We start from the raw sequence: 24,597 nt of genomic DNA on the forward strand, positions 1-24,597 counted from the left end.
TCGTGGCGTTAGAGTTCGCGAAGTCCACTGAGGACCCTTTCAATCAGCTCACGACGCTCCGCGTCGCTCGAATCGTCTTTCAGCGTGGCCAGGATCTGTACGTGTCCGGCTTCGACGAGATCGGCGACGAGCACGCGTGCCACGCCGATCGGCACCCCCACGCGCGCAGCGATCTCCGCGACGGAGGGTGATTCCTTGCACAGCTCCAGGATCGTGGCGTTGATGTTGTCCAGATCCCGGGACCGATCGTCGGTTCCCGGAATGGCCTGGATGAGCGCCTCCAACGCCAGTTCGACCGCAGGACTCGTACGTCCCGAAGTCAGGGAGTAGGGCCGGACCAGACTGGGCTGGTCCGGCACCGACTCCGGCTTCCGCGATTCCATGGCCACCTCGACGTCAGGACCCTAGACCGACCCGCGGGGTGGCTTCGACCGAAGCACCCACTCGATCGACCAGGAGCGCCATCTCGTAACCGACCTGTCCGATATCGCACTCGGAGGCGGTCAGAGCCGCCAGGTGCGAGCCGTCGCCGACGCTCATCAGCAGCAGGTAGCCGTGCTGCATCTCCACGACGGACTGCAGCACACCACCACCGTCGAACAACTGCGACACACCGTTGGACAGGCTGGCCAGGCCCGAGGTCACCGCAGCGAGCTGCTCGGCACGATCCACCGGGAGGTGGGCGCTGGCGGCCATGAGCAGACCGTCGGCGGACACGAGCACGGCATGCGAGACACCCGGGACTTCGCGCGCGAAGTTGGAAACCAACCAGTCCAATGGACGAGCTGCGTCGGATCCATGATCAATATTCATCGAACTCCCTGTTCGTCGTTCTCGCGATTGCTGGAATTCGCCGAGGCGCGTCCGTTGCGGACACCCTGCTGATGGCGGCTCAAGTTGGCCCGGATGGCTTCCGGGTCTCGACGTCGAATGGTCCTCGGCAGCTCACCCGTTGCCGGTGCCCGAACGGCACCCGGCACCAGACGCTCGCCGGGAGCGCGCCGCGGAAGACCCGCGGTGGTGTGCTCCTCCACGGGGGCCTCGGTAGCACGCTGTGCGGCTTCCCAACCCGCGTCCGCCGCGGAGCGCCACTCCCGCTTCCTGCGGTCCTCCGGAAGGCTCGTCGGGTCGACGAGCCAGTCCGACATCATCGTGGTGAAGATCGGGGTGTTCGCCGGCTGCGGACGGGCCGACGCGAGGTCGGGCCGCGGCTGGAAGAACGATGCCGTCTTCGCCGAGTTGGTCCGGTAGCGATGGCGGGCCGCCTGCTGCGCGTCGCTGTGCGGCGAGACGGAGCCACCGTCGGCGATGCTCGGACCGGAGACCGCTGCAGCCGAATCGGGCTCGGAACCGTTGGTCGACGCAGCGGGCCGCTGAGGAAGCCCCGGCGTGCTGCCCGGCTGACGACGCGGCAGACCGGGTGTGCTGCCCGGACGGCGCTGCGGAAGACCCGACGAGGGTTCCTGCTGCCGGCGGTCCGCATCCTGCGCGGGTGCGCGCTGTGCATCCTGCGCGGGTGCGCGCTGCGGCAGGTCGGGACGGTTCGGTGCGTCCGGCCGGTTCTGCGGAACGGACGGGGACGATCCGGAAGCCCGTCCCGGCAGGCCGGGAGTCGCGCCCGGCCGACGCTGCGGAAGACCGGGGGACGCGGGTCGCTGCGGCGGGGCGGGTGCACGATGTGCCGAACCCTGCTGGGGCTCACGGACCGGCAAGGACTGCGACTGCTGGGAGTCCGTCGGCGACAGACCCGGTGTGGTACCGGGACGACGCTGAGGAAGACCCGAAAGCCCTTCCCGGCGAGGTTGATCGGCGTCGGGTCGCGGCCCGGCACCGTTGCGGCCGTCGCCGTTGCGCGCGTCGCCGTTGCGTCCGTCGAACGAGTGACCGTTGGTCTCGTCCGGCCCGCGCCGAGGACCGCGCGGAGGCAGCGACGACGCGAAGGCTGCTGCGGCATCCGGCTCGATCCGGCGCGGCTGCGGCGACCGGGGCGGCGTCGGGAGACCCGGCGTCTCGCCCGGCTGACGCGTGGGCAGACCCGGAGTTCCACCGGGGCGACGCTGCGGAAGACCAGACGGGCCGAACTCGCGGGATGCCTGTGGTGCCTGATTGTCGCGCGGCTGTCCCTGCGGCTCACGGGGCGGCGGTGCCTGGAACGACGCCGCGGACGGGGTGAACTCGTTCCGTCCCGCTTCGCGCTGCGGCTCGCCGCGTCGTTCGTCCTCGTAGGACGGCTCCGCATCCCGTGCAGCGGAAGCGGTCTCGTCGACATAGGTGGCGTAGCCGTTGTTCGCGTAGGCATCGTCGGAGTCGTCCGCACGGACATCGTCGGCGGAGTCGACCGGCTGCGACGACGCGTACTCGTGCCGGTCGTCGGCCGCGGGCAGACCCTGCTGGGCGACGGGCGCCGAGAGCGCCTGCGGTGCCGAGTATTCCTCCGCCTCGATCTCGATGCGGGACTGAGGACCGGTGTGCGACAACGCCAGCGGCGAGACCAGTAGGACGTCCGGGATGTGGACGCTCGCGGTGATACCCGGGTTGCGCGCGGTGTCGAAGGTCGGGCGCAGGCGCACGGTGAGACCGTGCCGCTCGGCCAGTCGCGAGACCACGAACAGGCCCATGTGACGTGCGGTATCGGGACCGACCTCGCCGCCCTTGGCGAGACGCTGGTTGATGGACTCGAGTTCGTCGGCCGGGATACCGATACCGCGGTCGGCGATCTCGACGAGCAGGCCGCCGTCGACGGCACGCGCGAAGCTGAAGGTGACGTTGCTGTCGGGCGGCGACGCGCGCAGCGAATTGTCGACCAGCTCGGCGAGGAGATGCACGATGTCGGTCGCGACCGCGCCGCTGAGGGCACCGTCGGGAGTCGAACCGATCTGCACGCGCTGGTAGTCCTCGACCTCCGACATCGCGGCGCGCAGGATGTCGCCGAGCTGCACGGGCGCGGAGTGACCGCGGCGCATGCGGGTACCGGAGAGAATCAGTAGGTTGTCGCCGTTTCGGCGCATGCGCGCGGCGAGGTGGTCGAGGCGGAACAGGCTCTCGAGTCGGGCCGGATCCTTCTCCTCGTACTCGAGTCGTTCGATGAGGCCGAGCTGCTGCTCGACGAGCGACTTGGAGCGACGTGCGAGGGTCTCGAACATATCGCTGATCTGCAGGCGCAGGTGCGCCTGCTCGCCGGCGAGGCGCAGTGCCTGCCCGTGCATGTCGTCGACGGCGCGGGCGAGCTGACCGATCTCCTCGGTGGTGTGCACCGGGACCCGGGTGAACTCGATGTCCTCGATGTTGTCGCCGACCTTGATGCGGTCGATGGCCTCGGGCAGCTCCTGCCGCGCAACCTTCAGCGTGCCGTAGCGCAGGCGGCGGATCGGGCCGACCAGCGAGCGGGACACGAGGAGTGCGAGCACGAGGGCCGCGAGCAGGGCCGCGAGCACGATCGCGGTGTCGCGAAGAGCGGCCGAGCGGGTTTCCGCGGCGCGGTCCTGAATCGTGGTGCTGACCTGCGTCGACGCCTCGTCGATGATCGTGCCGTAGATGTCGACACTGTTGAGCAGCGACGCGCGGATGTTGAGGATCGGGAGCGGACCGGAACCGGCCGCGTCGACCATGTCGGCACGCTCCTGGACGCCGGCTCGCAGTTCGGCGATCTGCTGATCGGCCATCGGGTAGGAGCGGGCGAGCAGGTCGAGCATCGCGAGCTCGGCGCCGGAGGCGGACACCAGCGCGGTGCCCGGCTGGGTCGGGTCGGCGAGGAGCTGGAGCACACCGAGCACCTGACCGAACAGATAGCGCTGCGAGTACCAGGCGTTGATCAGCTGGTCGCCGTAGATGAGGATCTCGCGGTCGTCGACCTCGTCGAGAATCGCTTCGACGACGCGGTTCAGGCTGTCACGGACCTCGTTGGTGACAGCACTGATCTCTTCGACCGGAACCGGCCCGGCCTGCAGTTTCGTGTAGAGCGACTGCGCGGAGGCAGCAGTACGGCTCAGGTCGGCGGTGACCGCCGGATCAAGCTCGGGGTTCTCCGTGACGGAGGCGATGGTGCCGAAGGCGTCGCCGAGCGCGGCCATCTCCTCGGGCGTCACCGTCCCGGCGGCGGCACTCGCGGTGGCGGTCGCGAACGCCGTCGAGAACTCGACGATGTCCGGCACGGCCGCGACCTGATCGGCCGCGGACGAGAAGTGGACGGCGTTGCTGAGCTCGTTCTCGACACGAAGACCACCGAGGACCATTGCCACGGTCACGGGGACAGCGAGAACGGCGGTGACCTTCCTGCGAAGACCCCACCCCTCGATGTTCCACCACCGCTGCTGGGGCGGCGACTTGTCACTCATGGATTACAGCTCTCCTTCCACCCCGTCCGCGCCGGGCGACGAGCACCAGTCGGCACTGCACTCCGATGAGCGCGTTTTCGATCGAGTGCAGTCGAACGAGACGTTTCGGGTGAGGGCACCATATCGGGACATACAGCGGATACGGAAGTGTGAGTCCTTCCCGCACCCTGCGCGGCCCCCGGCCCCCTCTTCGGCAGCCACACGTACAAATGGCCGACTGGAGTGTACTCACGAGTAACGAAGAAGGCTAACGGCCCTTCCATGTTTCCGGTGCACGACATGCAAACCCCCGCTGTGATTTACGGCACAGCGGGGGTTCGGATGAAAATTCGGTCTCCGAGTCGAGCGGAACCGATGACGATCAGACGTCGAGGAAGCGGACGTCCTTCGCGTTGCGTGTGATGAAGCTGCGTCGTGCCGCGACGTCCTCACCCATCAGGACGCTGAACAGCTCGTCGGCGGCAGCGGCGTCGTCGAGGGTCACCTGACGCAGGATGCGGACGCTCGGATCCATGGTGGTCTCCCACAGCTCCTTGGCGTTCATCTCACCGAGGCCCTTGTAACGCTGGATGCCGTCGTCCTTGTTGATCTTCTTGCCGGACTTCAGACCTGCCTCGAGCAGGGCGTCGCGTTCGCGGTCGGAGTACGCGAACTCCGGCTCGCTGCGCTGCCACTTGAGCTTGTACAGCGGCGGCTGCGCCAGGAAGACGTGGCCTTCCTCGACCAGCGGCCGCATGAAGCGGAAGAGCAGCGTGAGCAGCAGCGTCGCGATGTGCTGACCGTCGACGTCGGCGTCGGCCATCAGGACGATCTTGTGGTACCGCAGCTTCGAGATGTCGAATTCCTCGTGGATGCCGGTACCGAACGCCGTGATGATCGACTGGACCTCGGCGTTCTTGAGGACCTTGTCGATGCGGGCCTTCTCGACGTTGATGATCTTGCCGCGCAACGGAAGGATCGCCTGGTACATCGAGTCGCGACCCGACTTGGCGGAGCCACCTGCGGAGTCGCCCTCCACGATGTAGATCTCGCACTTGCTCGGATCCTTCGACCGGCAGTCGGCGAGCTTGCCGGGCAGACCACCGATGTCGGTCGCGCTCTTGCGGCGGACGAGCTCGCGCGCCTTACGGGCAGCGACACGCGCGTGCGCCGACGACACGGCCTTGGTGACGATCGTCTTCGCATCGGCCGGGTTCGCCTCGAACCAGTGCGAGATGTGCTCGTTGCACGCCTTCTGCACGAAGGATTTCACCTCGGTGTTGCCGAGCTTGGTCTTCGTCTGGCCCTCGAACTGCGGCTCGGCGACCTTGACGGAGATGATGGCCGCGAGACCCTCGCGGATGTCGTCGCCCGTGAGGTTCGGGTCCTTGTCCTTGAGGAGCTTCTTGTCCTTCGCGTACCGGTTGACGACCGTGGTCAGCGCCGCACGGAAGCCTTCCTCGTGCGTACCACCCTCGTGGGTGTTGATGGTGTTGGCGAAGGTGTGGACGGATTCGGAGTAACCCGAGTTCCACTGCATCGCGACCTCGAGTTCGTGGCCCGTGCCCTTGGCGGTGAACCCCACGACAGAGTTGTGGATGGGCGACTTCGTGCGGTTGATGTGACGCACGTAGTCCTCGAGACCACCGGGGTAGTGGTAGGTGCGGACCTTGACCTTGTGGACCTCGGGCTCGGCGGCCTCGACGGCCTCGTCCTCGGCGGTCTTGGGAGCCTCGGCGGTCTCCGGGACGTCCTCGTCGGTGACCTCCTCGGGCGCGACCCGCTCGTCGGTGAGGGTGATGGTCAGTCCCTTGTTGAGGAACGCCATCTCCTGCAATCGACGCGCAACGGTCTCGAAGTTGAACGTCGTGGTCTCGAAGATCTCCGGGTCCGGCCAGAACCGAACGGTGGTTCCGGTGCGCTTGGTCGGCTCACCCTTGACCAGTTCACCGGGCTTGGAGTTCGTGTACGTCTGTTCCCAGTGGTATCCGTCGCGGTCGATCGCGACCTCGAGAGTTGTGGACAGCGCGTTCACCACGGAGATACCGACACCGTGCAGACCGCCCGAGACGGCGTACGCATCGGAGTCGAACTTGCCACCGGCGTGGAGCTGGGTGAGGACGACCTCGACGGTGGGCACACCCGAGGCGTGCATGGCGACGGGGATACCGCGACCGTCGTCGACGACCTGGACACCGCCGTCGGCGAGGAGGGTGACCTCGACCTTCGACGCGTAACCGGCCATGGCCTCGTCGACGGAGTTGTCGACGACCTCCCAGATCAGGTGGTGCAGGCCACGTTCTCCGGTGGAACCGATGTACATACCGGGGCGCTTGCGCACCGCCTCGAGACCCTCGAGGACGGTGATGGACGACGCACCGTACTCGTTCTTGTTGTTGTTCGACTTCTGGGCAGCCACGGGTGGGTAGCTCTCCTTCTCCGATCGGCCCCGCGCACGCGCGCGACGCATTCCTGTCCATCCTACGTGCCCGCGAGCCTTGTGCCGGGGTGGACACGAAAGCGGGCGTTCCGCACCGCTGACGTCCCCGTAGCGGCCCCTTTGCGACCCGGACAGCGTGATTTCCTACGCGCTCCGATTTTCGCGCCTCGTACGGCCCGGGAGCGAGCTCGGGATCACCCGTAGGTGTCGCGCGGTCCGCGGCCGCGGATGTGGCGTTCGCCCTTCCGCCAGCTCGGAGCCGTCGGGCCGGTGATCCGCAGTTCCTTGACCACCCCGTGCCCCACGGCCGCGGCGATCTTGGCGAGGATCTGCGACTGCATCATCCGCAGCTGCGTCGCCCAGGCCGTCGACTCGGCCGAGACGTGCAGGATCCCGTCGCGCAGCGTGGTCGGCTGGGCATGACTCGCGATGTCGTCGCCGACGACCCGCGCCCAACTCCCCATGACGGTGCCCTCGGACACGTGCGCCAACCAGCCCCGCTGCTTGGACAGCGACTGCGCGAGCGAACCGAGTGTCTGGGGATCGCGGTCGTCCGGACCGGGCCCCGACCAGCCGCGACGTCGTCGTTTCGGACGCAGCGGGCCGCGCGACGCGCGTCCCTGGCCGACGGCCTTACCACTCGCCTTGGCGGCAGCTCGAGCCTCCTCGAGCGCGCGGCGGGCCAGATCGATGCCCTTCAGCTCCGGCTCGTCCGCGCTGCGCTCCGGCCCGGCACCGCGTTCGGGACCTGCGTGTTCGTCGTTCATCCGACCTCCCCGGTGATCGGGTCCGTCTCCCGTTGCACCGATCCCAGCACAGAGATACGACCTTCTTCGGTGTCCTCGGCATGCACGGGGAATCGGGCGCCGTTCAGTTCGGCCGGCACGTCCTCCGGCACGGCCGCCGTGATCAGCACCTGTTCGGCCGTCGTGGCGACCTCGGCGAGGGCGGAGCGGCGCCGTCGGTCGAGTTCGGCGAAGACGTCGTCGAGCATGAGAACGGGATCGGTGCCGTCGGTGCGCAACAGGGCGAACGCGCCGAGCCGCAGCGCGAGCGCGAACGACCACGACTCGCCGTGGCTCGCATAGCCTTTCGCGGGTTCGGCACCGAGCATCAGGTCGAGATCGTCACGGTGGGGTCCGACGAGGCAGACGCCGCGTTCGATCTCCTTCGACCGCACGTCCGCGAGGCGGTGGAGGAAGACGGTCTCGAGAAACTCCCGATCGTCCGGCGCCGGCGTCCGGGCCGGGTCGGAGAACTCGGGCGGCAGTGCGTCGGCCAGGCTGCTGCGATAGCGCAGGCTCGCCGGACGGGACTCGGGCGCGATCGACCGGTACGCCTCGGACACGTGCGGGGCCAGTTCGTGCAGCAACGCGATGCGCGCGGCGAGCAGCTCGGCTCCGTGGGCCGCGAGATGGCCGTCCCACACGTCGAGGGTCGCCAGAGCACTCGCCCCGTCGCTCGAGCGACTCCCGCGCCGCAGCGCTCCCCCCGCGGTCTTGAGCAGGGCGGATCGCTGGCGCAGCACCTTGTCGTAGTCGGCCCGAACCCCGCTCATCCGCGGGAAACGCGTGCTGAGCAGTTCGTCGAGGAACCGCCGGCGATCGCCCGGGTCGCCGCGCACGAGCGACAGATCCTCCGGGGCGAAGAGCACCGTGCGGAGGATGCCGAGGATCTCTCGAGGACGCCGGGCCGGCGACTGGTTGATCCGCGCCCGGTTCTGCTTGCCCTCGTTGATCTCGATGTCGATACCGAGCTCACGACCGTTGTTGACGACCAGCGCCCCGGCGAACGCCCGCGACGTGCCGGCCCGCAGCAGCGGGCCGTCGGAGGACACCCGGTGCGACGAGAGCGTCGACAGATATCCGAGGGCCTCGAGCAGGTTGGTCTTCCCGTGTCCGTTGCGCCCGACGAAGACCGTCGCCCCCGGAGTGAGGTCGGCGGAAACCGTTCTCCACGAACGGAAGTCGCGCAGCGAGAAGGTGCGAACGTACACGGCTTTCCAGTCTCGGGGCCGGTCAGCCCGGCAGGCGCACCGGCATCAGCAGATAGGTGTAATCGCTGTCCGGAGCGGCGAACGTACCCGAGGAATCCGGCACGGGCTCCTCGTCGAGCGCCGGCCGCAGCACGGCCGGACGACTCGAGGTGGTGAACCCGAACGAGACCTTGTCGGTGTGCAGCGACGTCAGGCCGTCGAGCAGGTAGCCGGGGTTGAACGCGATGATCAGCGGTTCACCGAAGAACTCCGCAGGATGCGATTCCTCGGCGCGGCCGGCGTCGTCGCCACCGGCCGACAGCATCACGCTGCCCTCGGTGAACTCGAGTCGGACCTGTGCACCGCGCTCGGCGACCAGCGCGACACGCTTGATCGCGTCGACCAGCGGTGCGATCTCGACGGTCGCCATCGCGGTGTGCTCGTTGGGGAGCAACTGGCGGAACTTGGGGAATTCGGCGTCGAGCAGGCGCGTGGTGGTGCGGCGACCTTCGGCGACGATGCCGAGCAGGCCCTCGGCGCCCACCGACGACCCGCTGCCGAGAGCGAGCTGGACCGGGGAGTTGGACGACCCGCCAACAGTTTTCGCGGCCTCGGAGAGGGTCTTTGCGGGCACGAGCACGGCCGAACTGGTGGACTCCGCGGTGGGCATCCACTCGAGCTTGCGCACTGCGAGACGGAAACGGTCGGTGGCCGCGAGCACCATGTCGGTGCCCTCGATCTCCACTCGGATACCCGTGAGCATGGGGAGCGTGTCGTCCTTGCCGGCAGCGACGGCGACCTGGCTGATGGCCTCGGCGAACAGATCGCCGGAGAGCGCACCGGTCTGCTGCGGGAGCGCGGGCAGCTGCGGGTAGTCCTCCACAGGCATGGTGGGGAGCGAGAACTTGGCGCTACCGCACGTGATGAGCACGCGGGTGCCGTCGAGCACGACATCCACAGGCTTGTGAGGCAACGCGCGAGTGATGTCGGCGAGCAGCTTGCCGGACACCAGCACCTGACCGGGGGTGATGACCTCGGCCGAGACGTGGACCTGCGCAGATACCTCGTAGTCGAAGCCCGAGACCGTCAGCCCGCGTTCGTCGGCTCCGAGCAGGACACCGCCCAGGACGGGAACGGGGGGTCGCGACGGAAGGCTTCGGGCAACCCATGCAACGGAATCAGCGAAGTCCTCGCGAGGCACACGAAACTTCATACTTCCCAGCTCCATCGCCCGGTGGATCCCTTCGATCGTGGTCTCGACAAGTCTACGAAGTCTGTCACAGAACCCCGACACCGATGAGGCGGAGCCGGGGGATGCGGGTCCACGTTATGCCTTCCCTCGCTGCTTGGAAAGCCGGGAGGCTCGAGGCGTGAGCCTCACTCGAAGGCCTGTGGACCGACGCTCTCCACACACCTGTTTTGAAAGAAGATTTCTGAAGAGAACTCACAGAAGTAGTAATAGGGCCTGTGGAATCTGTGGACGAACGACCGTCTAGGCTGGTGGGGCGACGTTCTCGAGGGGGTCAAACTCGAGGATGAACTCGAGGAGTTCTCGAGGACGAATGTGGATTCCTCGAGACTGTTCATTCTTTGTCCACCGTTCGTCCACAAAGATCCCACGTTCTGCACACCCTTGTCCACAGGTGTGGGGACCGGAAATTTCTCGAGATACGAGACAGGGAGCGCCCTGTGGACGCTCCCTGTGGATGAAAACTCGAGGCTCGAGGAATCAGCGCTTGGACCGCTGCTTGATACGCGCGGTGAGCTCCTGCACCTGGTCGTAGACCTTGCGACGCTCGGTCATCTCCTTGCGAATCTTCTTGTCCGCGTACATGACTGTGGTGTGGTCGCGACCGAAGGTCTGCCCGATCTTCGGCAGCGACAGGTCGGTGAGCTCGCGGCACAGATACATCGCGATCTGGCGGGCCTGGGCCAGCGGCCGTGCCTTTCCGGGCCCGCACAGGTCGTCGATCGACGTTCCGAAGTACTCCGCGGTCACGGCCATGATCGTGGCGGCATTGATCTCGAGAGCCGAGGAGTCCGGCATCAGATCACGCAGCACGACCTCGGCGAGGGTGAGATCGAGCGGCTGCCTGTTGAGCGACGCGAAGGCCGTCACACGGATCAGGGCACCCTCGAGTTCGCGGATGTTGCGTTCGATCCGGCTCGCGATCAGCTCGAGCACGTCGTGCGGCACGTTCAGGCCGTCCATGCGTGCCTTCTTCGACAGGATCGCGATGCGCGTCTCGAGTTCGGGAGGCTGGACGTCGGTGATCAGTCCCCACTCGAACCTGGTCCGCAGTCGTTCCTCGAGCGTCGCGAGCTGCTTGGGCGGCCGGTCGGACGAGACGACGATCTGCTTGTTGGCGTTGTGGAGAGTGTTGAACGTGTGGAAGAACTCCTCCTGGATACCTTCCTTGCCCTCGATGAACTGGATGTCGTCGACGAGGAGGATGTCGGTCTCGCGGTAACGCCGCTTGAACGCGACCTTGCGGTCGTCGCGGAGGCTGTTGATGAAGTCGTTCGTGAACTCCTCGGTGGAGACGTACTTCACCCGCATGCCCGGGAAGAGTCGCTGTGCATAGTGGCCGGCGGCGTGCAGCAGATGGGTCTTCCCCAGGCCCGAGGCACCCCAGATGAACAGCGGGTTGTAGGCCCGTGCCGGTGCCTCGGCGATCGCCACCGCCGCGGCGTGCGCGAACCGGTTCGACGCCCCGATCACGAAGGTGTCGAAGGTGTACTTCGCGTTGAGGCTGCTGCTGCCGATGGGCGGCGTCTCGGGCGGCGGGGGCTGGGTGAAATAGGACGGCCACGACTCGCGGACGGCGGTCATGGCCTCCCGGTCGTCGTCGACCTCCTCGAGTTCGCCGTGGTCGGCCTCGAGCATGTCGTGCTCGCGCGAGGAGATCAGGCGTCGCCGATAGGCCGCACCCTCACCGGGAAGCATGCCGTCCCGGGTGAATCCCCCGTCCATCGGCCCGACGCCGTCCCTGGCCACAGCCCCGTCCCGCGGGCCGGCGGCATCCCGGGGCATCGGAGGGTCGCGACGCAGATCGCGGCTGCGAGGCTCTACCGTGCGCGGGTCACGGCTGCGAGGCTCTACCGTGCGCGGGTCACGGCTGCGAGGCTCTGCCGTGCGCGGGTTCACAGGCTGTGCATCTTCCGGCAGACCCTCGAGAGGCAGCGTGTCGCGGGGTTCGGCGTAGGGATCCTCGGCGGGGTCGTCCACGCGTTCCCGCGGTTCGACGCGCACACCGAGACCCTCGACCCGGTGACCGAGGTGCCGGTTGAGGGTGCGAAGGATGGGTTCGCGCAGATCGCGTTCGATCGATTGCTGGGCGAGGGTGGACGGCACCGAGAGCAGGGCGAATCCCTGTGCGAGCGTGATCGGTTTGACCAGCGCGAGCCATGCTTTCTGGCTCTTCGTCAGCATTCCGTCGTCGATGGTCAGCTCGGATACGACGTCCGTCCACACATCGGCCAGCGCGTTCGGCTCGTCGCTCACGCAGCTTCCCTCCCTTTGATCACCGGTTTTCCACACGATTATCCACAGGTGTGGACAACCGGGGGAATCACCCGGTGGATGTGTGGATGGGAGGTCTGTATTCGCTCAGCGGGGCTCGTGGCCCGGGCGGTCTGCGCGGATCAGTGTGACACACGGTGCGACGCGATCCGACTCCGTGTTCGGTGAACGCGCCCGGAGAAGCTGCGCGACGACGCCCGAAGAGGCGCGGGGCAGCAGGCCGTCACCGGCCGGCACATCGTCGACGGACGGAGCGTGACGCGGGACTGCACAGGTAGTCGCGATGCGCCGTCGAAGACATGGCCAAAAGCGTACCCGAGCTGTGCCCTGGATCACATATCTTCTGGGCGAATAGTTTTCACCGAACATGTCCGGCGTGTCGCGTTGATCGCCGCTGTTCGTCGCGGTTTGATTTCGCGCCCGCGTCCGAGTAGCCTCGAACAGTCACTCATACCGAGGTGACGGGTTCGTCCTGCTCGAGTCGGGCAATACGAATCCTGCGAATTCACGTACACGTTGGACGACGGTGCTTGCCGCGCCGTCGCAGAATTATCGAGGAGTGTCGACCGTGGCCAAGGGCAAGCGGACGTTCCAGCCGAACAACCGACGCCGCGCGCGCGTTCACGGCTTCCGTCTCCGGATGCGCACCCGTGCGGGTCGCGCAATCGTTTCGGCGCGTCGCCGTAAGGGCCGCGCTTCTCTCACCGCCTGATTCCCTAACGGGAGCTCGGGGTGCTACCTGAGCCGTATCGACTGCGGCGCCACTCGGATTTCTCGGACACCGTCCGCCGAGGGCGTCGTCAGGGGCGGCGGGATCTGGTCGTTCACGTTCTCGAACGCGATCGCACCGAGTCCTTGGTGAGTGTCGGCGGTCCGCGTTTCGGACTGGTCGTGAGCAAGGCTGTCGGGCCGGCGGTGATTCGACATCGAGTCGCACGCCGGCTTCGTCATATCTGTGCAGGTCTCGTCGAGGCTCTGCCCTCCGAGACCGACATCGTGCTGCGCGCACTACCCGGCGCTGCCACCGCGGATTCCCGCGAGCTCGACAAGCAGGTGCGGTCGGGTCTCACCCGTCTCGGACTGCTCGACGCCGGTGCTCCCGCCTCGCGTGGGAGTGCTCGCGCATGAACGAGCCCGAGCGGAGGTCGTGGTGGCGGTCCCTGCGGTCCGCCCCGGCCCGGGCATTGATCTTCTGTATCGAGCTCTATCGCACCTATGTGTCGCCCACACGGATGCCGACCTGCCGATTCACTCCGACCTGTAGCGAGTACGCCGTGGAGGCGCTGCGCACGCGGGGTGTCGTCGTCGGTTCGGTCCTGGCATCGGTGAGACTGCTCAAGTGTGGCCCCTGGCACCCTGGTGGGTGGGATCCGGTACCCGAACGGAAACATCGGTCGTCCCCAGTGGGTACCTGACCGGAGCCGAGACCCGAGACCGACGCCTCTTCGTGGCGATCATGGACGACCAGAGGAGTACATAGAGCCGTGCTCGACTTCATCTATTATCCCGTGTCCTGGATCCTCTGGGTCTGGCACAAAGTCTTCGCCGCGATCCCGTTCCTGGGACCCGACAGCGGTTGGACCTGGGCACTGTCGGTGGTGTTCCTCGTGTTCACCCTCCGTGCGATTCTCTACAAGCCCTTCGTCAAGCAGGTCCGCACGACCCGCCAGATGCAGGAACTGCAGCCGCAGATCAAGGCGCTCCAGAAGAAGTACGCCAAGGACCGGCAGCGCCAAGCACTCGAGATGCAGAAGCTCCAGAAGGAGCACGGCTTCAACCCCCTGATGGGGTGCCTGCCGGTCCTCCTGCAGGTCCCGGTGTTCATCGGCCTGTTCCACGTGCTGCGCTCGTTCAACCGCACCGGCTCGGGCTTCGGTCAGCTCGGTCTCGATCCCTACGAGAACCGCGAGATCGGCAACTACGCGTTCAGCCCGGAGGACGTCCAGTCCTTCCTCGACGCGCGGCTGTTCGGTGCCCCCATCTCGGCGTGGATCACGCAGCCGATGGAATCGCTCCAGGCTTTCGCAGTCGGTGGCGCCGAACTCCCCACTCGCTGGGAGATCGCGGCCGTCGCCGTGCCGCTGATGATCATCGCCGGCGTTGCGACGCACTTCAACGCACGTGCATCCGTCGCCCGCCAGAGCGCGCAGGCCGCTGCCAACCCGCAGGCCGCGATCATGAACAAGCTGGCCCTGTACGTCTTCCCGCTCGGCGTCATCGTCGGTGGTCCGTTCCTGCCGATCGCCGTCATCATCTACTGGGTCAGCAACAACATCTGGACCTACGCACAGCAGCACCTCGTCTTCCGCCGTATCGACAAGGAGGAAGAGGAGAAGAAGGCTGCGGCTCTGGCCCGCCGGAACGAGAACGCACCGAAGCCGGGTGCTCGCCCCGACAAGTCCAAGAAGAAGGGCTCGGCCGCAGCGGCAGCGTCCGACGCCGTCGACGCCACGGTCGACGAGACCGGCGAGGTGTCGCTGCAGAAGGACGCCGCGGCCGGCGACGGCTCCCCCGCGGCTTCGAAGTCCGGTGCGTCCGCTCCCAAGCCGGGCAGCCGTCCCAAGAACTCCAAGCGCAAGCGGCGCTGACCGAAGTAGAAGAGAGCTGAACATGGCCAGTGACCTGGACAAGGTGGAAGAGGACCTCGCGGTGGCACCCGAGGAGAGCGACGCTGCGGCGGACACCGATCTCGATGACGACGACTACCTCATCGAAGAAGGCGAGATCGCCGGCGACTACCTGGAGCAGTTGCTCGACGTTCTCGATTTCGACGGCGACATCGACCTCGACGTCGAGGGCGACCGCGCAGTTGTGAGCATCGACGGTGGCAAGGATCTGACCAAGCTGGTGGGTCGCAACGGTGAAGTGCTCGACGCTCTGCAGGAGCTCACCCGCCTTGCCGTGCAGCAGGCGACCGGCGAGCGTAGCAAGCTCATGCTCGACATCGCCGGGTGGCGTGCGGGCAAGCGCGCCGAGCTCTCCTCGCTCGGCACGTCGGCCGCGAAGCGCGTGCTCGAGACCGGCAAGCGCGAAGAACTCGAGCCGATGACGCCGTTCGAGCGCAAGATCGTGCACGACGCCGTCGCGAAGATCGACGGTGTGTCCAGCGAGAGCGAGGGCGCGGAGCCGCACCGCCGTGTGGTGATCGTCAAGGATTGAGTCGGCCGTGCCGACCGAAGAGGGACTCTGCGTCGTCAGGGTCCCTCTTCGCCTTTTCGTAACTGATGCTGTGGGTCCCGATGTTGTTTCGGGTGAGCCGACAGGAAAGGATGTTTCACGTGGAACAGCACGAGGCGGAACTGTCGGCGGTCGCGCAGCGGGTATTCGGGGATCGGACCGAACTTGCCGAGCGGTACCACCATTCGTTGTCGACGGCAGGTGTCGAGCGGGGGCTCATCGGACCGCGTGAGGTGCCGCGCCTGTGGGAGCGACACATTCTCAATTGCGCCGTGGTGGGCGAACTCATCCAGGAGGGTGAGACGGTCGTCGACGTGGGCAGCGGCGCCGGTCTGCCGGGTATTCCTCTCGCACTTGCCCGCCCCGACCTCCAGGTCACGCTCGTCGAGCCGCTACTGCGCCGCACCGTCTATCTGGCGGAGTTCGTCGAATCCCACGGGATTGAGAACATTCTCGTGGTCCGGGGCCGTGCCGAGCAGCCGAGCGTCCTGCAGGAGGCGGGCGGCGCAGACGTCGTGACCTCCCGTGCCGTCGCACCTCTCGCCAAGCTCGCCAAGTGGTCGCTCCCCCTCGTCCACGAGGGAGGCCGGATGCTGGCGTTGAAGGGTACGTCCGCTCGAGAAGAGATCGACCGCGATCACGACGAACTCGCCCGCCTCGGTGCCGGCAATCTCGAGGTGCTCGAGTGCGGAGGCGATCTCCTTCCGACGCCCACGATCGTCGTGAAGGCCGAGCGGATTCCGCGGCCGGCACGGCGTCGCAAGAAGCGCTGACCGAATCGCCTGGCGCGACGATCGCCCTGACACCCTCCCCTCCCCCGCCGGGTCGGGAGGGTGTTGTCGTTTCCGAGACATCTTTTTCGACTCGAGGAATCTACTCGAGTACTTTTCCGGTTCGAAACGGTTGATTCGGGCGTTGTCACACCAGACCCAATCACCCCAGAGAGTTTCGTCACTGTGATGATTCAGGCGTCATGATATCTGGGTATCGTGAATTGCATTCCTGTGCAATGAAATTGGAAGCTCAACATGTGAATTCAATTGTGGTGCAGAGCATTTCTGTCTGAACATTTGCTGTCCTCGAGTGAACCCTCTTGCGGGTCGGCATTGTTTCACGTGAAACCGCTGAGATCTCTCATGTGCCTGTTTCACGTGAAACAACTTCGCGCGTCGTTTCACGTGAAACGTCACCCGGCCATGTCGCCGACGGAACCTAGAATGCGGATGGGATACTGAACCAACCGAGAATGCGTGCGCGTGGTCGGGAGACCGGGGACAACTCCGGGCCCGGGACTCGCATTCTCCCTTCGGCGCCTCGACCCGGTCTTCGAAGTCGCGACCGGGAAGCGACGAGGATGTAGCGTGCGAACCGAGCGGATCTACGTGTAAGGAGTGTTCTATGACGGGTGGATCTGAATCCGCTGTTTCACGTGAAACCGGAGGCGTCGAGGACGACTTCTCCCCCGTGCCCTTCGACGGTTTCTCCACTGTCGACACCCCGATCGGCGCGGCTGCTCATCGCGCCACCCAGGTTCTGCATCCGAGCGACGCCAACGCGCTGCCCAAGCCGCGCGAGCGCCGCGTCTTCACGATCGCCAACCAGAAGGGTGGGGTCGGTAAGACCACCACGGCGGTGAACATCGCCTCCGCGCTCGCCGTGCAGGGATTGTCGGTCCTCGTGGTCGACCTCGACCCGCAGGGCAACGCGAGCACCGCCCTGGGTGTGCCGCACTACTCCGGTGTGCCCTCGAGCTACGAGATCCTCCTCGGCGAGATCAACGCCGCCGAGGCCGTGCAGCAGAGCCCGCACAACGAGCGTCTCTTCTGCATCCCCGCCACGATCGATCTCGCGGGTGCCGAGATCGAACTCGTCTCGATGGTCGCGCGCGAGAACCGCCTCCGGAACGCCCTCACCAAGGAGGCGCTCGGCGACCGCGAGTTCGACTACGTGATCATCGACTGCCCGCCGTCGCTCGGTCTGCTCACGGTCAACGCCCTCGTCGCGGCGAAGGAAGTCCTCATCCCCATCCAGTGCGAGTACTACGCACTCGAAGGTGTCGGGCAGCTCCTGCGCAACATCGAGCTCGTCCAGTCGCATCTCAACCCCGAACTGCACGTCTCGACCGTCCTCCTGACGATGTACGACGGTCGCACCAAGCTGGCCGATCAGGTCGCCGCAGAAGTGCGTGCGCACTTCGGCAGCGCGGTGCTGCGTTCGGTCATCCCCCGCAGCGTGAAGGTTTCCGAAGCTCCCGGTTACGGGATGACGGTTCTCGACTACGATCCTGGATCGCGCGGCGCGATGAGCTATCTCGACGCGGGGCGCGAGTTGGCGGCACGCGGGGTACACGAGAATCAGGGGAACGGATGAGCGCGACACGTAAAGGCGGGCTCGGTCGAGGTCTGGCAGCACTCATCCCCACCGGCCCTCCGGTGGACGCAGAGCAGAAGCCTGCGACCGCCCCGAGTTCCACGGCCACCGCTCCCACAGCTACCGCTCCCACGGCCACCGCTCCTACGAAGTCCGCGGCTCCGGCCGCTCCTGCGCCGGCCAAGTCCGCACCGGCCGCGGGTGCACCGTCGAAGCCGGCTTCGGGCGGGCAGTCCAAGTCGGCCACGTCGCGTCGCCCGGGCTCGTCGGTCCTGAACCTCCCGTCCTCCGGTCTGGGCACGGCAGCCGCCGACCTCATCATCGGCGACGGCCGGACGCCGACGCCCGCGTCCCCGGCGGAGCCTGTCGAAGACGAAGCGGCACGGGCGTCCGGATCGACGCCCGAGAGCGAACCCCTCCCCTCCCCCACCGGAGCGGTGTACCTCGAGATCCCGATCGGCCGGATCGAGCCCAACCCGAAGCAGCCGCGTCAGGTCTTCGACGAGGAAGCGCTCGCCGAGCTCGTCCACTCCGTCCGCGAGTTCGGGCTCATGCAGCCGGTCGTGGTCCGCCGTCTCGACGGCGACCGCTTCCAGCTCGTGATGGGTGAGCGTCGCTGGCGTGCCGTCCAGGAGGCGGGCCTCGACACGATCCCCGCGATCGTTCGCGACACCGAGGACGAATCGCTGCTGCGCGACGCGCTGCTCGAGAACATCCACCGGGTGCAGCTCAACCCCCTCGAAGAGGCAGCGGCCTATCAGCAGTTGCTCGAAGAGTTCGAGGTCACCCACGAGGAACTCGCGAGTCGGCTCGGACGGTCGCGGCCGGTCATCACGAACATGATCCGGCTGCTCAAGTTGCCGGTCGCGGTGCAACGACGCGTGGCGGCCGGAGTGCTGTCGGCCGGGCACGCGCGTGCCCTGTTGGCGCTCGAGGCCGGTGCCGACGCTCAGGAGGCACTCGCCGCACGCATCGTCGCCGAGGGCCTGTCCGTGCGGGCGACGGAAGAAGCCGTCGTGCTCGCCAACCGCAACGACACGCCCGACGCTCCGCAGCAGAAGCGTCGGAAGCCCATCCAGATGCCCGGGCTGCAGGACGTCGCGGAGCGCCTGTCGAACTCCTTCGACACGCGCGTGACCGTGAGCCTCGGCAAGCGCAAGGGCAAGATCGTGGTGGAGTTCGGTTCGGTCGACGATCTCGAACGCATCGTGAAGATGATGGAGTCTCAGACGGACCTTTCTTGACTCCTCGTCGGAGCAGGACAACAGTCTGTAGACGAAAGACGTGGAGGCGAGCTATCCCGTGTCGACTCGAGTATCACCGCTCACGCTGAGTGGGATCGAGCAGTTGCCTGCTCATGCGCGACGGTGCGTGTTCTGGGAGTTGGATCCCACCGCGGCGCCCGACGTTCAGCAGTTCGCCGACCCCGAGTTCGAGAAGGAAGCATGGCTCTCCATGGTCCTTCTCGAATGGGGGTCGTGCGGCCAGATCGCGACGATCGGCGACAAGGCCGCCGGGTGCGCGCTCTACGCTCCCCCGGGCATGGTGCCCCGCGCGCTGGCCTTCCCCACCGCACCCGTCAGCGCCGACGCGATCCTGCTGACGTCCATGCGGACGGAACCCCACGCGGTCGATCTGGACGTCGGAGCGGACCTCATCCGCGGTGTCGTCGCCGACCTCGTCCGCCGCAACGTCCGTGCCATCGAGGCCTTCGGGATTCGGCGCACCGCCGAGTCGGAGGTGAGCGATGTGCCGCACGCGACGGCCGCACTCGGATGCTCCGACACGGAGTGCATGATCGACGCCGACTTCCTCGAGGACATGGGTTTCGAGGTCGTCGCACCGCACTACCGGTACCCGCGCCTGCGTCTCGAGCTCGACCGCGACCACGAGTGGAAGCTCGCCGTGGAGGCCGCACTCGACCGGCTTCTCGAGGAGTCCTCTCTCACCGTCGCGGACCTGACCGCGGGTTCGGCCGTCGGCGCTCACTGAACCGATACGTCCACCGGACACCGACGAAAAAGGACCGCCCCCGCAGACTCTGCGGGGGCGGTCCTTTTCTCGTCTACGGGCCGGTTAGCGGCTGTCGGAGATGGACAGCTCCTCGGCGAGCAACTCGGCGAAGGTGTACGTGCCGGTCGGCTGGTCGTCCTGGCCGAGCAGGTACAGCCGCTTCACCGCGATGAGGATCGCCTCGGCGATGATGTCGCGGCTGCGCGGATCGGCGAGCAGCGCGGCGTCCTGCTCGTTGGTGAGGTAACCGAGATCGATCTGCACCGTGGGCATGTTCGTCAGGCGCAGCAGGTCCCAGGTGCGGCCGTGGCTACGGCAGTCCTGCAGGTTCGTGCGGGCGACGATCTCGCGCTGGATGTAGCCGGAGAGCACTTGACCGATCATCGACTCGGAGCCGTGCGAGTTGCCGTAGTGGAAGCTCGCGATGCCGTTCGCGGCGGGGCTGCGGCTCGCGTCGCACCGCAGCGAGATCATGAGGTCGGCACCGAACGCGTTGGACGTACCCGCGCGTTCGACGTCGGTCGGATTCACGTGGTACGGCCGCGACAGGAAGGTCTCCATGCCCGTCGCCGCCATCCGGCCCTCGAGCCGGCGCGCGAGATCCCACAGGATGTCGGCCTCGGAGATCGGGCCGTGGGGGCTCGGCACGATGATGCCGTGGGTGTTGCCGCCGAGACCCGGGTCGATGACGATGCGCTTGCCGCTGAGCTGCGGACCGGAGCGGCGCACGATCTCCTCCTCGGAGATCGCGTGGGGCGACCCGCCCGACACACGCGTGCCGAGCAGTTCGAGCGAGCGCAGTGTCTCGGCACCGCAGATGCCGTCGGAGGCGAGTCCGATCTCGCGCTGGAAGGAGCACAGACCCTCGTGGGTCTTCGGACCGAAGTAGCCGTCCACGCGGTCGACGTAGAAGCCGAGATCCTGCAGACGGGTCTGCAGGGCCGCGACGTCGTCGCCGTAGAGCGGAGCGGAGAGCTGATACATCAGGGTGCGCGCACCGAGCTTGTACGACGCTTCCTTCAGGGAACGGTAGGTCGCGGGGCCTACGATCCCGTCGACGAGCAGACCGCGCTGCTGCTGGAAGGCGCGCACGGCTCCGTCGAGTTCACGATCGAAGGGGACGTCCGATCCCATCCAGTCGCCCGACTCCTCGGGCTCGTTGTGCAGGAAGCCCAGGCCGGCCAAGGTGCTCCGGATCTCGGCGACCGCCGGACCGTGGTCGCCGTGACGAAGAGGGCGCATGTATCGGGCCTTTCCGTGCTGACCGGATCGGTGCCCGGCGTGAGGGCTGGGCAGCATCGAACGGGGGTTGGATGAAGGATGTGCCCGTGAATACGGGCTCACGGGCACATCCGAGAGGTTGATCCTGGGACGGTACTACAGGACGTCCGCGAGATCCCGAAGCAACGCCGCCTTGCCCTTGGCCCCCACGATCGTCTTTGTCGGCTTGCCACCGGAGAAGAGGATCATCGTGGGAATCGACATGACCTGGTAGTCGCGTGCGGCCGACGGATTGGCGTCGATGTCGAGCTTGGCGACGGTCAGCTTGTCGCCGTGCTCGGCCGCGATCTCCTCGAGAACCGGAGCCACCATCTTGCACGGACCGCACCAGGTGGCCCAGAAGTCGACGAGGACGGGCTTCTCGGATTGCAGTACGTCCTCGACGAACGACGAGTCGGTGATGGTGACGGTGTTCTTGTCGGCCACGGATGTCTCCTGAATCTCGGGATGGAATGTGGAACGGGGTGGTGGATCAGGCCTCGGCGAGCGTGGGCGCCTCGACCTCGCGGTTCGCGACGAGCCACCGCTCCGCGTCGATGGACGCCGAGCATCCGGTGCCGGCGGCGGTGATCGCCTGGCGGTAGGTGTGGTCGACGAGGTCGCCCGCGGCGAAGACACCCGGCACGGAGGTCGCAGTGGACGGCGCCGAGACCTTCACGTAACCCTCGTCGTCGAGGTCGACCTGACCCTTGACGAGCGAGCTGCGCGGGTCGTGGCCGACGGCGACGAACAGGCCGGTGACCGGAAGGTCGCTGCGCTCGCCGGTGACGGTGTCCTCGAGGACGAGGTTGGTGACGCTGTTCTCGCCCTGCACCTCGGCGACCTTCGCGTTGGTGACGAAGCGGATCTTCTCGTTGGCACGGGCGCGCTCGAGCATGATCTTCGAGGCGCGGAACTCCTCGCGGCGGTGGATGAGAGTGACGCTGCGCGCGAAGCGCGTCAGGAAGGTCGCTTCCTCCATCGCGGAGTCGCCACCGCCGACGACGGCGATGTCCTGGTCGCGGAAGAAGAAGCCGTCGCAGGTCGCGCAGGCGGAGACGCCGCGGCCGAGAAGCTGCGACTCACCGGGCACACCGAGGTAACGCGGCTCGGCGCCCATCGCGAGGATGACGGCGTGGCTGCGGTAGGTCTCGCCGTTGGCGACGACCGTCTTGACCGCGCCCGTGAGGTCCATCTCGTCGACATCCTCGGTGCGCAGATCGGCGCCGAAACGCAGTGCCTGCTCGCGCATCTGATCCATGAGCTCCGGGCCCATGATCCCGTCCTTGAACCCCGGGAAGTTCTCGACCTCGGTGGTGGTCATGAGCTCGCCACCGAACTGCGTTCCCTCGAAGACGAGCGGTGTGAGTTCGGCGCGGGCCGCGTAGATCGCGGCGGTGTATCCGGCCGGTCCCGAACCGACGATGATGAGGTCGTGAATCGTGGGCGAGGTCGTCATGCGGCGGAGCCTTCCGGTTGGGTGATCGGGGGCGCGAGGACTGCGGGCGATCCGGCCGAAACCGGACGGCAGCCTACAGATACTGTCAACACCAGGGTAAACGGTGTTGTTCCCCTCCCGCCGTGCGTCCCGCCACAGACGCCCTGTACGGACCGGTCGGTCGCCCGGCCGGCCCGTCCCCGATGCGAACCGGAAGGGTCTCAGACCGCGCCGGGCACATCCCGCAGCGTCTCGCGGATCACACAACGCGTGCCCGTGTAGATGGTCGGCATGCACTTGTTGCAGTGGATGCACAGACCTTCGTGTGCGGTCTTCTCCTCGAACTTGCGCACGAGATACGGATCACGCAGCAGCGCGCGACCCATGGCGACGAACTCGAAGCCTTCGTCGAGCGCCGTCTCGATGGTGTCGAGCCGGTTGATGCCGCCGAGCAGGATCAGCGGGATCTTCAGTTCCTCCCGGAACTGCCGTGCCATGGGCAGGAAGAAAGCCTCCTCGAACGGGAGCTTCGGGAAGATCTTCGGCCCGTAGACCTTCAGTCCCCAGCCGACGACCTTCGGCTGCGACGCCTGGAACTCCTTCATCGGCACATCGCCGCGGAAGAAGTACATCCCGTTCAGCAGCGAGCTCCCGCCGGTGAGCTGCATGGCATGGATGGTGCCGTCGGACTCGATGAGCTTGGCCATGGGTAGCGACTCGTCGAGCCACAGACCTTGGGGCACGCCGTCGGTCATGTTGAACTTCGCGATGACGGCCACCCCCTCCCCCACTGCCGTGCGGACGGCCTCGAGCACGCGACGCGGGAAGGCGGTGCGGTTGGCGATGCTGCCGCCGTACTTGTCGGAGCGCTTGTTGAGATTCGGGCTCATGAAGGAGCTGAGCAGATAGTTGTGACCGAGGTGGACCTCGACGGCGTCGAATCCGGCCTCGACGGCGAAGCGCGCGGCGCGTGCGTAGTCCTCGACCACCCGATCGAGCTGCTCGAGTGTCGCGCCGCGGACGAGCCCCATGGCGGGGGCGCTGATGCGAGTGGACGGCGCGAGCGTCTTCATCTTGTTGGAGATCTGGTTGGCGACGAGTCCGGCGTGGCCGATCTGCGCGGATGCCAGACCACCGGCGGCGTGCACGGCGTCGGTGAGCCGGGTCAGGCCGGGGACGGAGTCGGCGTCGAGCACGAGGGTGTCGCGGTGGACGCGGCCGTCGTGTGAGACCGAGCAGTATGCGACGGTGGTGAGGGCGGTGCCGCCGCGGGCGACCTCGGCGTGGAATTCGACGAGTTCGTCGCTGACGGCTCCCCTTGGCATGACGCCTTCGAAGGTCGCCGCCTTGACGATGCGGTTGCGGAGGGTGAGCGGCCCGAGTCGGGCCGGTTCGAACACGGTGGGTCGCGGCGAAGACATGCCCCTACTTTCGATGCCAGTGGTACCGTAATTGCGCTTCGACTATAACGCTCGTCACACTCCACGCCAGATCGATTCCCACTCGGTCCCGACATCACGGATCCCATGCCCACCACCGCTCCGGGGCGCCCCCGCGACCCCCGAATAGACAACGACGTCCTCACCGCCACCCGCGAGATGCTCCGCTCCCACGGCTGGGACGGGCTGAGCCTGCGGTCGGTCGCCGCCCGCGCCGGCGTCGGCCGCGCCGCACTCACGCGTCGGTGGCCGACCAAGGCCCACCTGGTGCTCGACGCACTGCTCGGGTCCGCACCCGATCTGACGCCCTACGACGGCATCGATCGCAAGGGCTGGATCGAATGGGTGGTCACCGGGAGCATCGAGTTGTTCTCCCGGCCGGAGGTCCGCGCTGCGCTCCCGGGCCTCCTCGCGGCACTGCGGGACCACGACGACCTCCGCAACACGCTCTGGCGCACATTCAGCGGACCCAGTACCGCCCTGTTCGCCGACGGCGACGGTTCGGACGTCGAGATCGACGCCAAGGCGGTGCTCGTGATGGCAGCGGGGTCGGCGTTGTTCGCCGGCCTCATCGCCGCGGAGGACGACACACCCGCGCTGCGCGCACGGATCCTGGAACTGTTGTCGACCGTGGCGTAGCGACGAACCC

General features: G+C 66.9%; 22 protein-coding genes. 10 read left to right on the plus strand and 12 right to left on the minus strand.

Annotated elements, in window-relative coordinates; all coding sequences use genetic code 11:
• Positions 1–8: 8 nt before the first annotated feature.
• From ACNJ7K_RS06655 to dnaA, 8 genes are all read right to left on the minus strand, one after another.
• On the minus strand, positions 9–383 hold the full coding sequence (locus ACNJ7K_RS06655; protein WP_006550918.1) for a DUF742 domain-containing protein: 375 nt from the start codon (positions 381–383) through the stop codon (positions 9–11).
• Positions 384–396: 13 nt separating this feature from the next.
• The gene (locus ACNJ7K_RS06660; RefSeq protein WP_006550917.1) at positions 397–813 is read right to left on the minus strand and encodes a roadblock/LC7 domain-containing protein; all 417 of its coding nucleotides are present in this window, start codon (positions 811–813) and stop codon (positions 397–399) included.
• Entirely contained in the window at positions 810–4,334 is a 3,525-nt protein-coding gene (locus tag ACNJ7K_RS06665; RefSeq protein ID WP_159417107.1) for a sensor histidine kinase, read from the minus strand. Before ACNJ7K_RS06665 ends, ACNJ7K_RS06660 begins: the two co-directional genes overlap by 4 nt.
• Before the next feature lie 361 nt (positions 4,335–4,695).
• Positions 4,696–6,732, minus strand: coding sequence for a DNA topoisomerase (ATP-hydrolyzing) subunit B (gene gyrB / locus ACNJ7K_RS06670; protein WP_159417108.1), 2,037 nt, complete (start codon positions 6,730–6,732; stop codon positions 4,696–4,698).
• A gap of 215 nt (positions 6,733–6,947) precedes the next feature.
• Positions 6,948–7,520 carry a DUF721 family protein gene (locus tag ACNJ7K_RS06675; protein ID WP_487041385.1) on the minus strand — a complete coding sequence of 191 codons (573 nt, stop codon included), beginning with the start codon at positions 7,518–7,520 and terminating at the stop codon, positions 6,948–6,950.
• Entirely contained in the window at positions 7,517–8,749 is a 1,233-nt protein-coding gene (gene recF, locus ACNJ7K_RS06680; protein ID WP_159417109.1) for a DNA replication/repair protein RecF, read from the minus strand. Before recF ends, ACNJ7K_RS06675 begins: the two co-directional genes overlap by 4 nt.
• A gap of 22 nt (positions 8,750–8,771) precedes the next feature.
• On the minus strand, positions 8,772–9,956 hold the full coding sequence (gene dnaN / locus ACNJ7K_RS06685) for a DNA polymerase III subunit beta (RefSeq protein ID WP_024102543.1): 1,185 nt from the start codon (positions 9,954–9,956) through the stop codon (positions 8,772–8,774).
• A gap of 501 nt (positions 9,957–10,457) precedes the next feature.
• Entirely contained in the window at positions 10,458–12,233 is a 1,776-nt protein-coding gene (gene dnaA, locus ACNJ7K_RS06690) for a chromosomal replication initiator protein DnaA (protein WP_230789329.1), read from the minus strand.
• A gap of 586 nt (positions 12,234–12,819) precedes the next feature.
• Here dnaA and rpmH point away from each other — a divergent pair.
• From rpmH to ACNJ7K_RS06735, 9 genes are all read left to right on the plus strand, one after another.
• Positions 12,820–12,963, plus strand: a complete 144-nt coding sequence (rpmH, locus tag ACNJ7K_RS06695) for a 50S ribosomal protein L34 (RefSeq protein WP_006550910.1) — start codon at positions 12,820–12,822, stop codon at positions 12,961–12,963.
• Between the two features lie 20 nt (positions 12,964–12,983).
• Positions 12,984–13,379, plus strand: a complete 396-nt coding sequence (rnpA, locus tag ACNJ7K_RS06700; protein ID WP_159417112.1) for a ribonuclease P protein component — start codon at positions 12,984–12,986, stop codon at positions 13,377–13,379.
• On the plus strand, positions 13,376–13,666 hold the full coding sequence (gene yidD, locus ACNJ7K_RS06705) for a membrane protein insertion efficiency factor YidD (RefSeq protein ID WP_120280940.1): 291 nt from the start codon (positions 13,376–13,378) through the stop codon (positions 13,664–13,666). Before rnpA ends, yidD begins: the two co-directional genes overlap by 4 nt.
• 69 nt (positions 13,667–13,735) lie before the next feature.
• A complete protein-coding gene (gene yidC / locus ACNJ7K_RS06710) occupies positions 13,736–14,839 on the plus strand; it encodes a membrane protein insertase YidC (protein WP_159417113.1) in 1,104 nt (367 codons plus the stop codon).
• Between the two features lie 22 nt (positions 14,840–14,861).
• On the plus strand, positions 14,862–15,410 hold the full coding sequence (locus ACNJ7K_RS06715) for a Jag family protein (RefSeq protein ID WP_120280938.1): 549 nt from the start codon (positions 14,862–14,864) through the stop codon (positions 15,408–15,410).
• A gap of 110 nt (positions 15,411–15,520) precedes the next feature.
• Entirely contained in the window at positions 15,521–16,201 is a 681-nt protein-coding gene (gene rsmG / locus ACNJ7K_RS06720; protein ID WP_174246960.1) for a 16S rRNA (guanine(527)-N(7))-methyltransferase RsmG, read from the plus strand.
• Between the two features lie 625 nt (positions 16,202–16,826).
• The gene (locus ACNJ7K_RS06725; RefSeq protein WP_016691064.1) at positions 16,827–17,798 is read left to right on the plus strand and encodes a ParA family protein; all 972 of its coding nucleotides are present in this window, start codon (positions 16,827–16,829) and stop codon (positions 17,796–17,798) included.
• Entirely contained in the window at positions 17,795–19,042 is a 1,248-nt protein-coding gene (locus ACNJ7K_RS06730; RefSeq protein ID WP_487041386.1) for a ParB/RepB/Spo0J family partition protein, read from the plus strand. The genes ACNJ7K_RS06725 and ACNJ7K_RS06730 overlap by 4 nt, the downstream gene beginning before the upstream one ends.
• A gap of 58 nt (positions 19,043–19,100) precedes the next feature.
• On the plus strand, positions 19,101–19,790 hold the full coding sequence (locus ACNJ7K_RS06735; RefSeq protein ID WP_174246961.1) for a GNAT family N-acetyltransferase: 690 nt from the start codon (positions 19,101–19,103) through the stop codon (positions 19,788–19,790).
• Positions 19,791–19,874: 84 nt separating this feature from the next.
• Here the strand turns inward: ACNJ7K_RS06735 and ACNJ7K_RS06740 are convergent, their stop codons facing one another.
• The 4 genes from ACNJ7K_RS06740 to ACNJ7K_RS06755 form a co-directional block, all read right to left on the minus strand.
• Entirely contained in the window at positions 19,875–21,053 is a 1,179-nt protein-coding gene (locus ACNJ7K_RS06740; protein WP_060652419.1) for an N-acetylmuramoyl-L-alanine amidase, read from the minus strand.
• Between the two features lie 135 nt (positions 21,054–21,188).
• Positions 21,189–21,518 (minus strand): thioredoxin, encoded by a 330-nt coding sequence (trxA, locus tag ACNJ7K_RS06745; RefSeq protein ID WP_006550900.1) that lies wholly within the window; start codon positions 21,516–21,518, stop codon positions 21,189–21,191.
• Positions 21,519–21,564: 46 nt separating this feature from the next.
• On the minus strand, positions 21,565–22,530 hold the full coding sequence (gene trxB, locus ACNJ7K_RS06750; protein ID WP_120280935.1) for a thioredoxin-disulfide reductase: 966 nt from the start codon (positions 22,528–22,530) through the stop codon (positions 21,565–21,567).
• A 200-nt stretch (positions 22,531–22,730) separates the two neighbouring features.
• The gene (locus ACNJ7K_RS06755; protein WP_120280934.1) at positions 22,731–23,930 is read right to left on the minus strand and encodes an NADH:flavin oxidoreductase; all 1,200 of its coding nucleotides are present in this window, start codon (positions 23,928–23,930) and stop codon (positions 22,731–22,733) included.
• 105 nt (positions 23,931–24,035) lie between these two features.
• On the opposite strand from ACNJ7K_RS06755, the gene ACNJ7K_RS06760 reads away from it, so the two are divergent.
• Positions 24,036–24,587, plus strand: a complete 552-nt coding sequence (locus ACNJ7K_RS06760; RefSeq protein WP_487041387.1) for a TetR family transcriptional regulator — start codon at positions 24,036–24,038, stop codon at positions 24,585–24,587.
• Positions 24,588–24,597 lie beyond the last annotated feature (10 nt).

The organism is Rhodococcus shunpengi, from assembly GCF_048381395.1.
GTDB lineage: Bacteria > Actinomycetota > Actinomycetes > Mycobacteriales > Mycobacteriaceae > Rhodococcus.

Coding starts and splice junctions, on each gene's coding strand:
- dnaN (WP_024102543.1), bottom strand. CDS start 9,956: ATGGAGCTGGGAAGTATGAAGTTTCGTGTGCCTCGCGAGGACTTCGCT.
- ACNJ7K_RS06715 (WP_120280938.1), top strand. CDS start 14,862: ATGGCCAGTGACCTGGACAAGGTGGAAGAGGACCTCGCGGTGGCACCC.
- ACNJ7K_RS06760 (WP_487041387.1), top strand. CDS start 24,036: ATGCCCACCACCGCTCCGGGGCGCCCCCGCGACCCCCGAATAGACAAC.
- ACNJ7K_RS06730 (WP_487041386.1), top strand. CDS start 17,795: ATGAGCGCGACACGTAAAGGCGGGCTCGGTCGAGGTCTGGCAGCACTC.
- yidD (WP_120280940.1), top strand. CDS start 13,376: ATGAACGAGCCCGAGCGGAGGTCGTGGTGGCGGTCCCTGCGGTCCGCC.
- trxB (WP_120280935.1), bottom strand. CDS start 22,530: ATGACGACCTCGCCCACGATTCACGACCTCATCATCGTCGGTTCGGGA.
- ACNJ7K_RS06665 (WP_159417107.1), bottom strand. CDS start 4,334: ATGAGTGACAAGTCGCCGCCCCAGCAGCGGTGGTGGAACATCGAGGGG.
- ACNJ7K_RS06755 (WP_120280934.1), bottom strand. CDS start 23,930: ATGTCTTCGCCGCGACCCACCGTGTTCGAACCGGCCCGACTCGGGCCG.
- ACNJ7K_RS06740 (WP_060652419.1), bottom strand. CDS start 21,053: ATGCGCCCTCTTCGTCACGGCGACCACGGTCCGGCGGTCGCCGAGATC.
- ACNJ7K_RS06675 (WP_487041385.1), bottom strand. CDS start 7,520: ATGAACGACGAACACGCAGGTCCCGAACGCGGTGCCGGGCCGGAGCGC.
- ACNJ7K_RS06660 (WP_006550917.1), bottom strand. CDS start 813: ATGAATATTGATCATGGATCCGACGCAGCTCGTCCATTGGACTGGTTG.
- ACNJ7K_RS06725 (WP_016691064.1), top strand. CDS start 16,827: ATGACGGGTGGATCTGAATCCGCTGTTTCACGTGAAACCGGAGGCGTC.
- rsmG (WP_174246960.1), top strand. CDS start 15,521: ATGTTTCACGTGGAACAGCACGAGGCGGAACTGTCGGCGGTCGCGCAG.
- ACNJ7K_RS06655 (WP_006550918.1), bottom strand. CDS start 383: ATGGAATCGCGGAAGCCGGAGTCGGTGCCGGACCAGCCCAGTCTGGTC.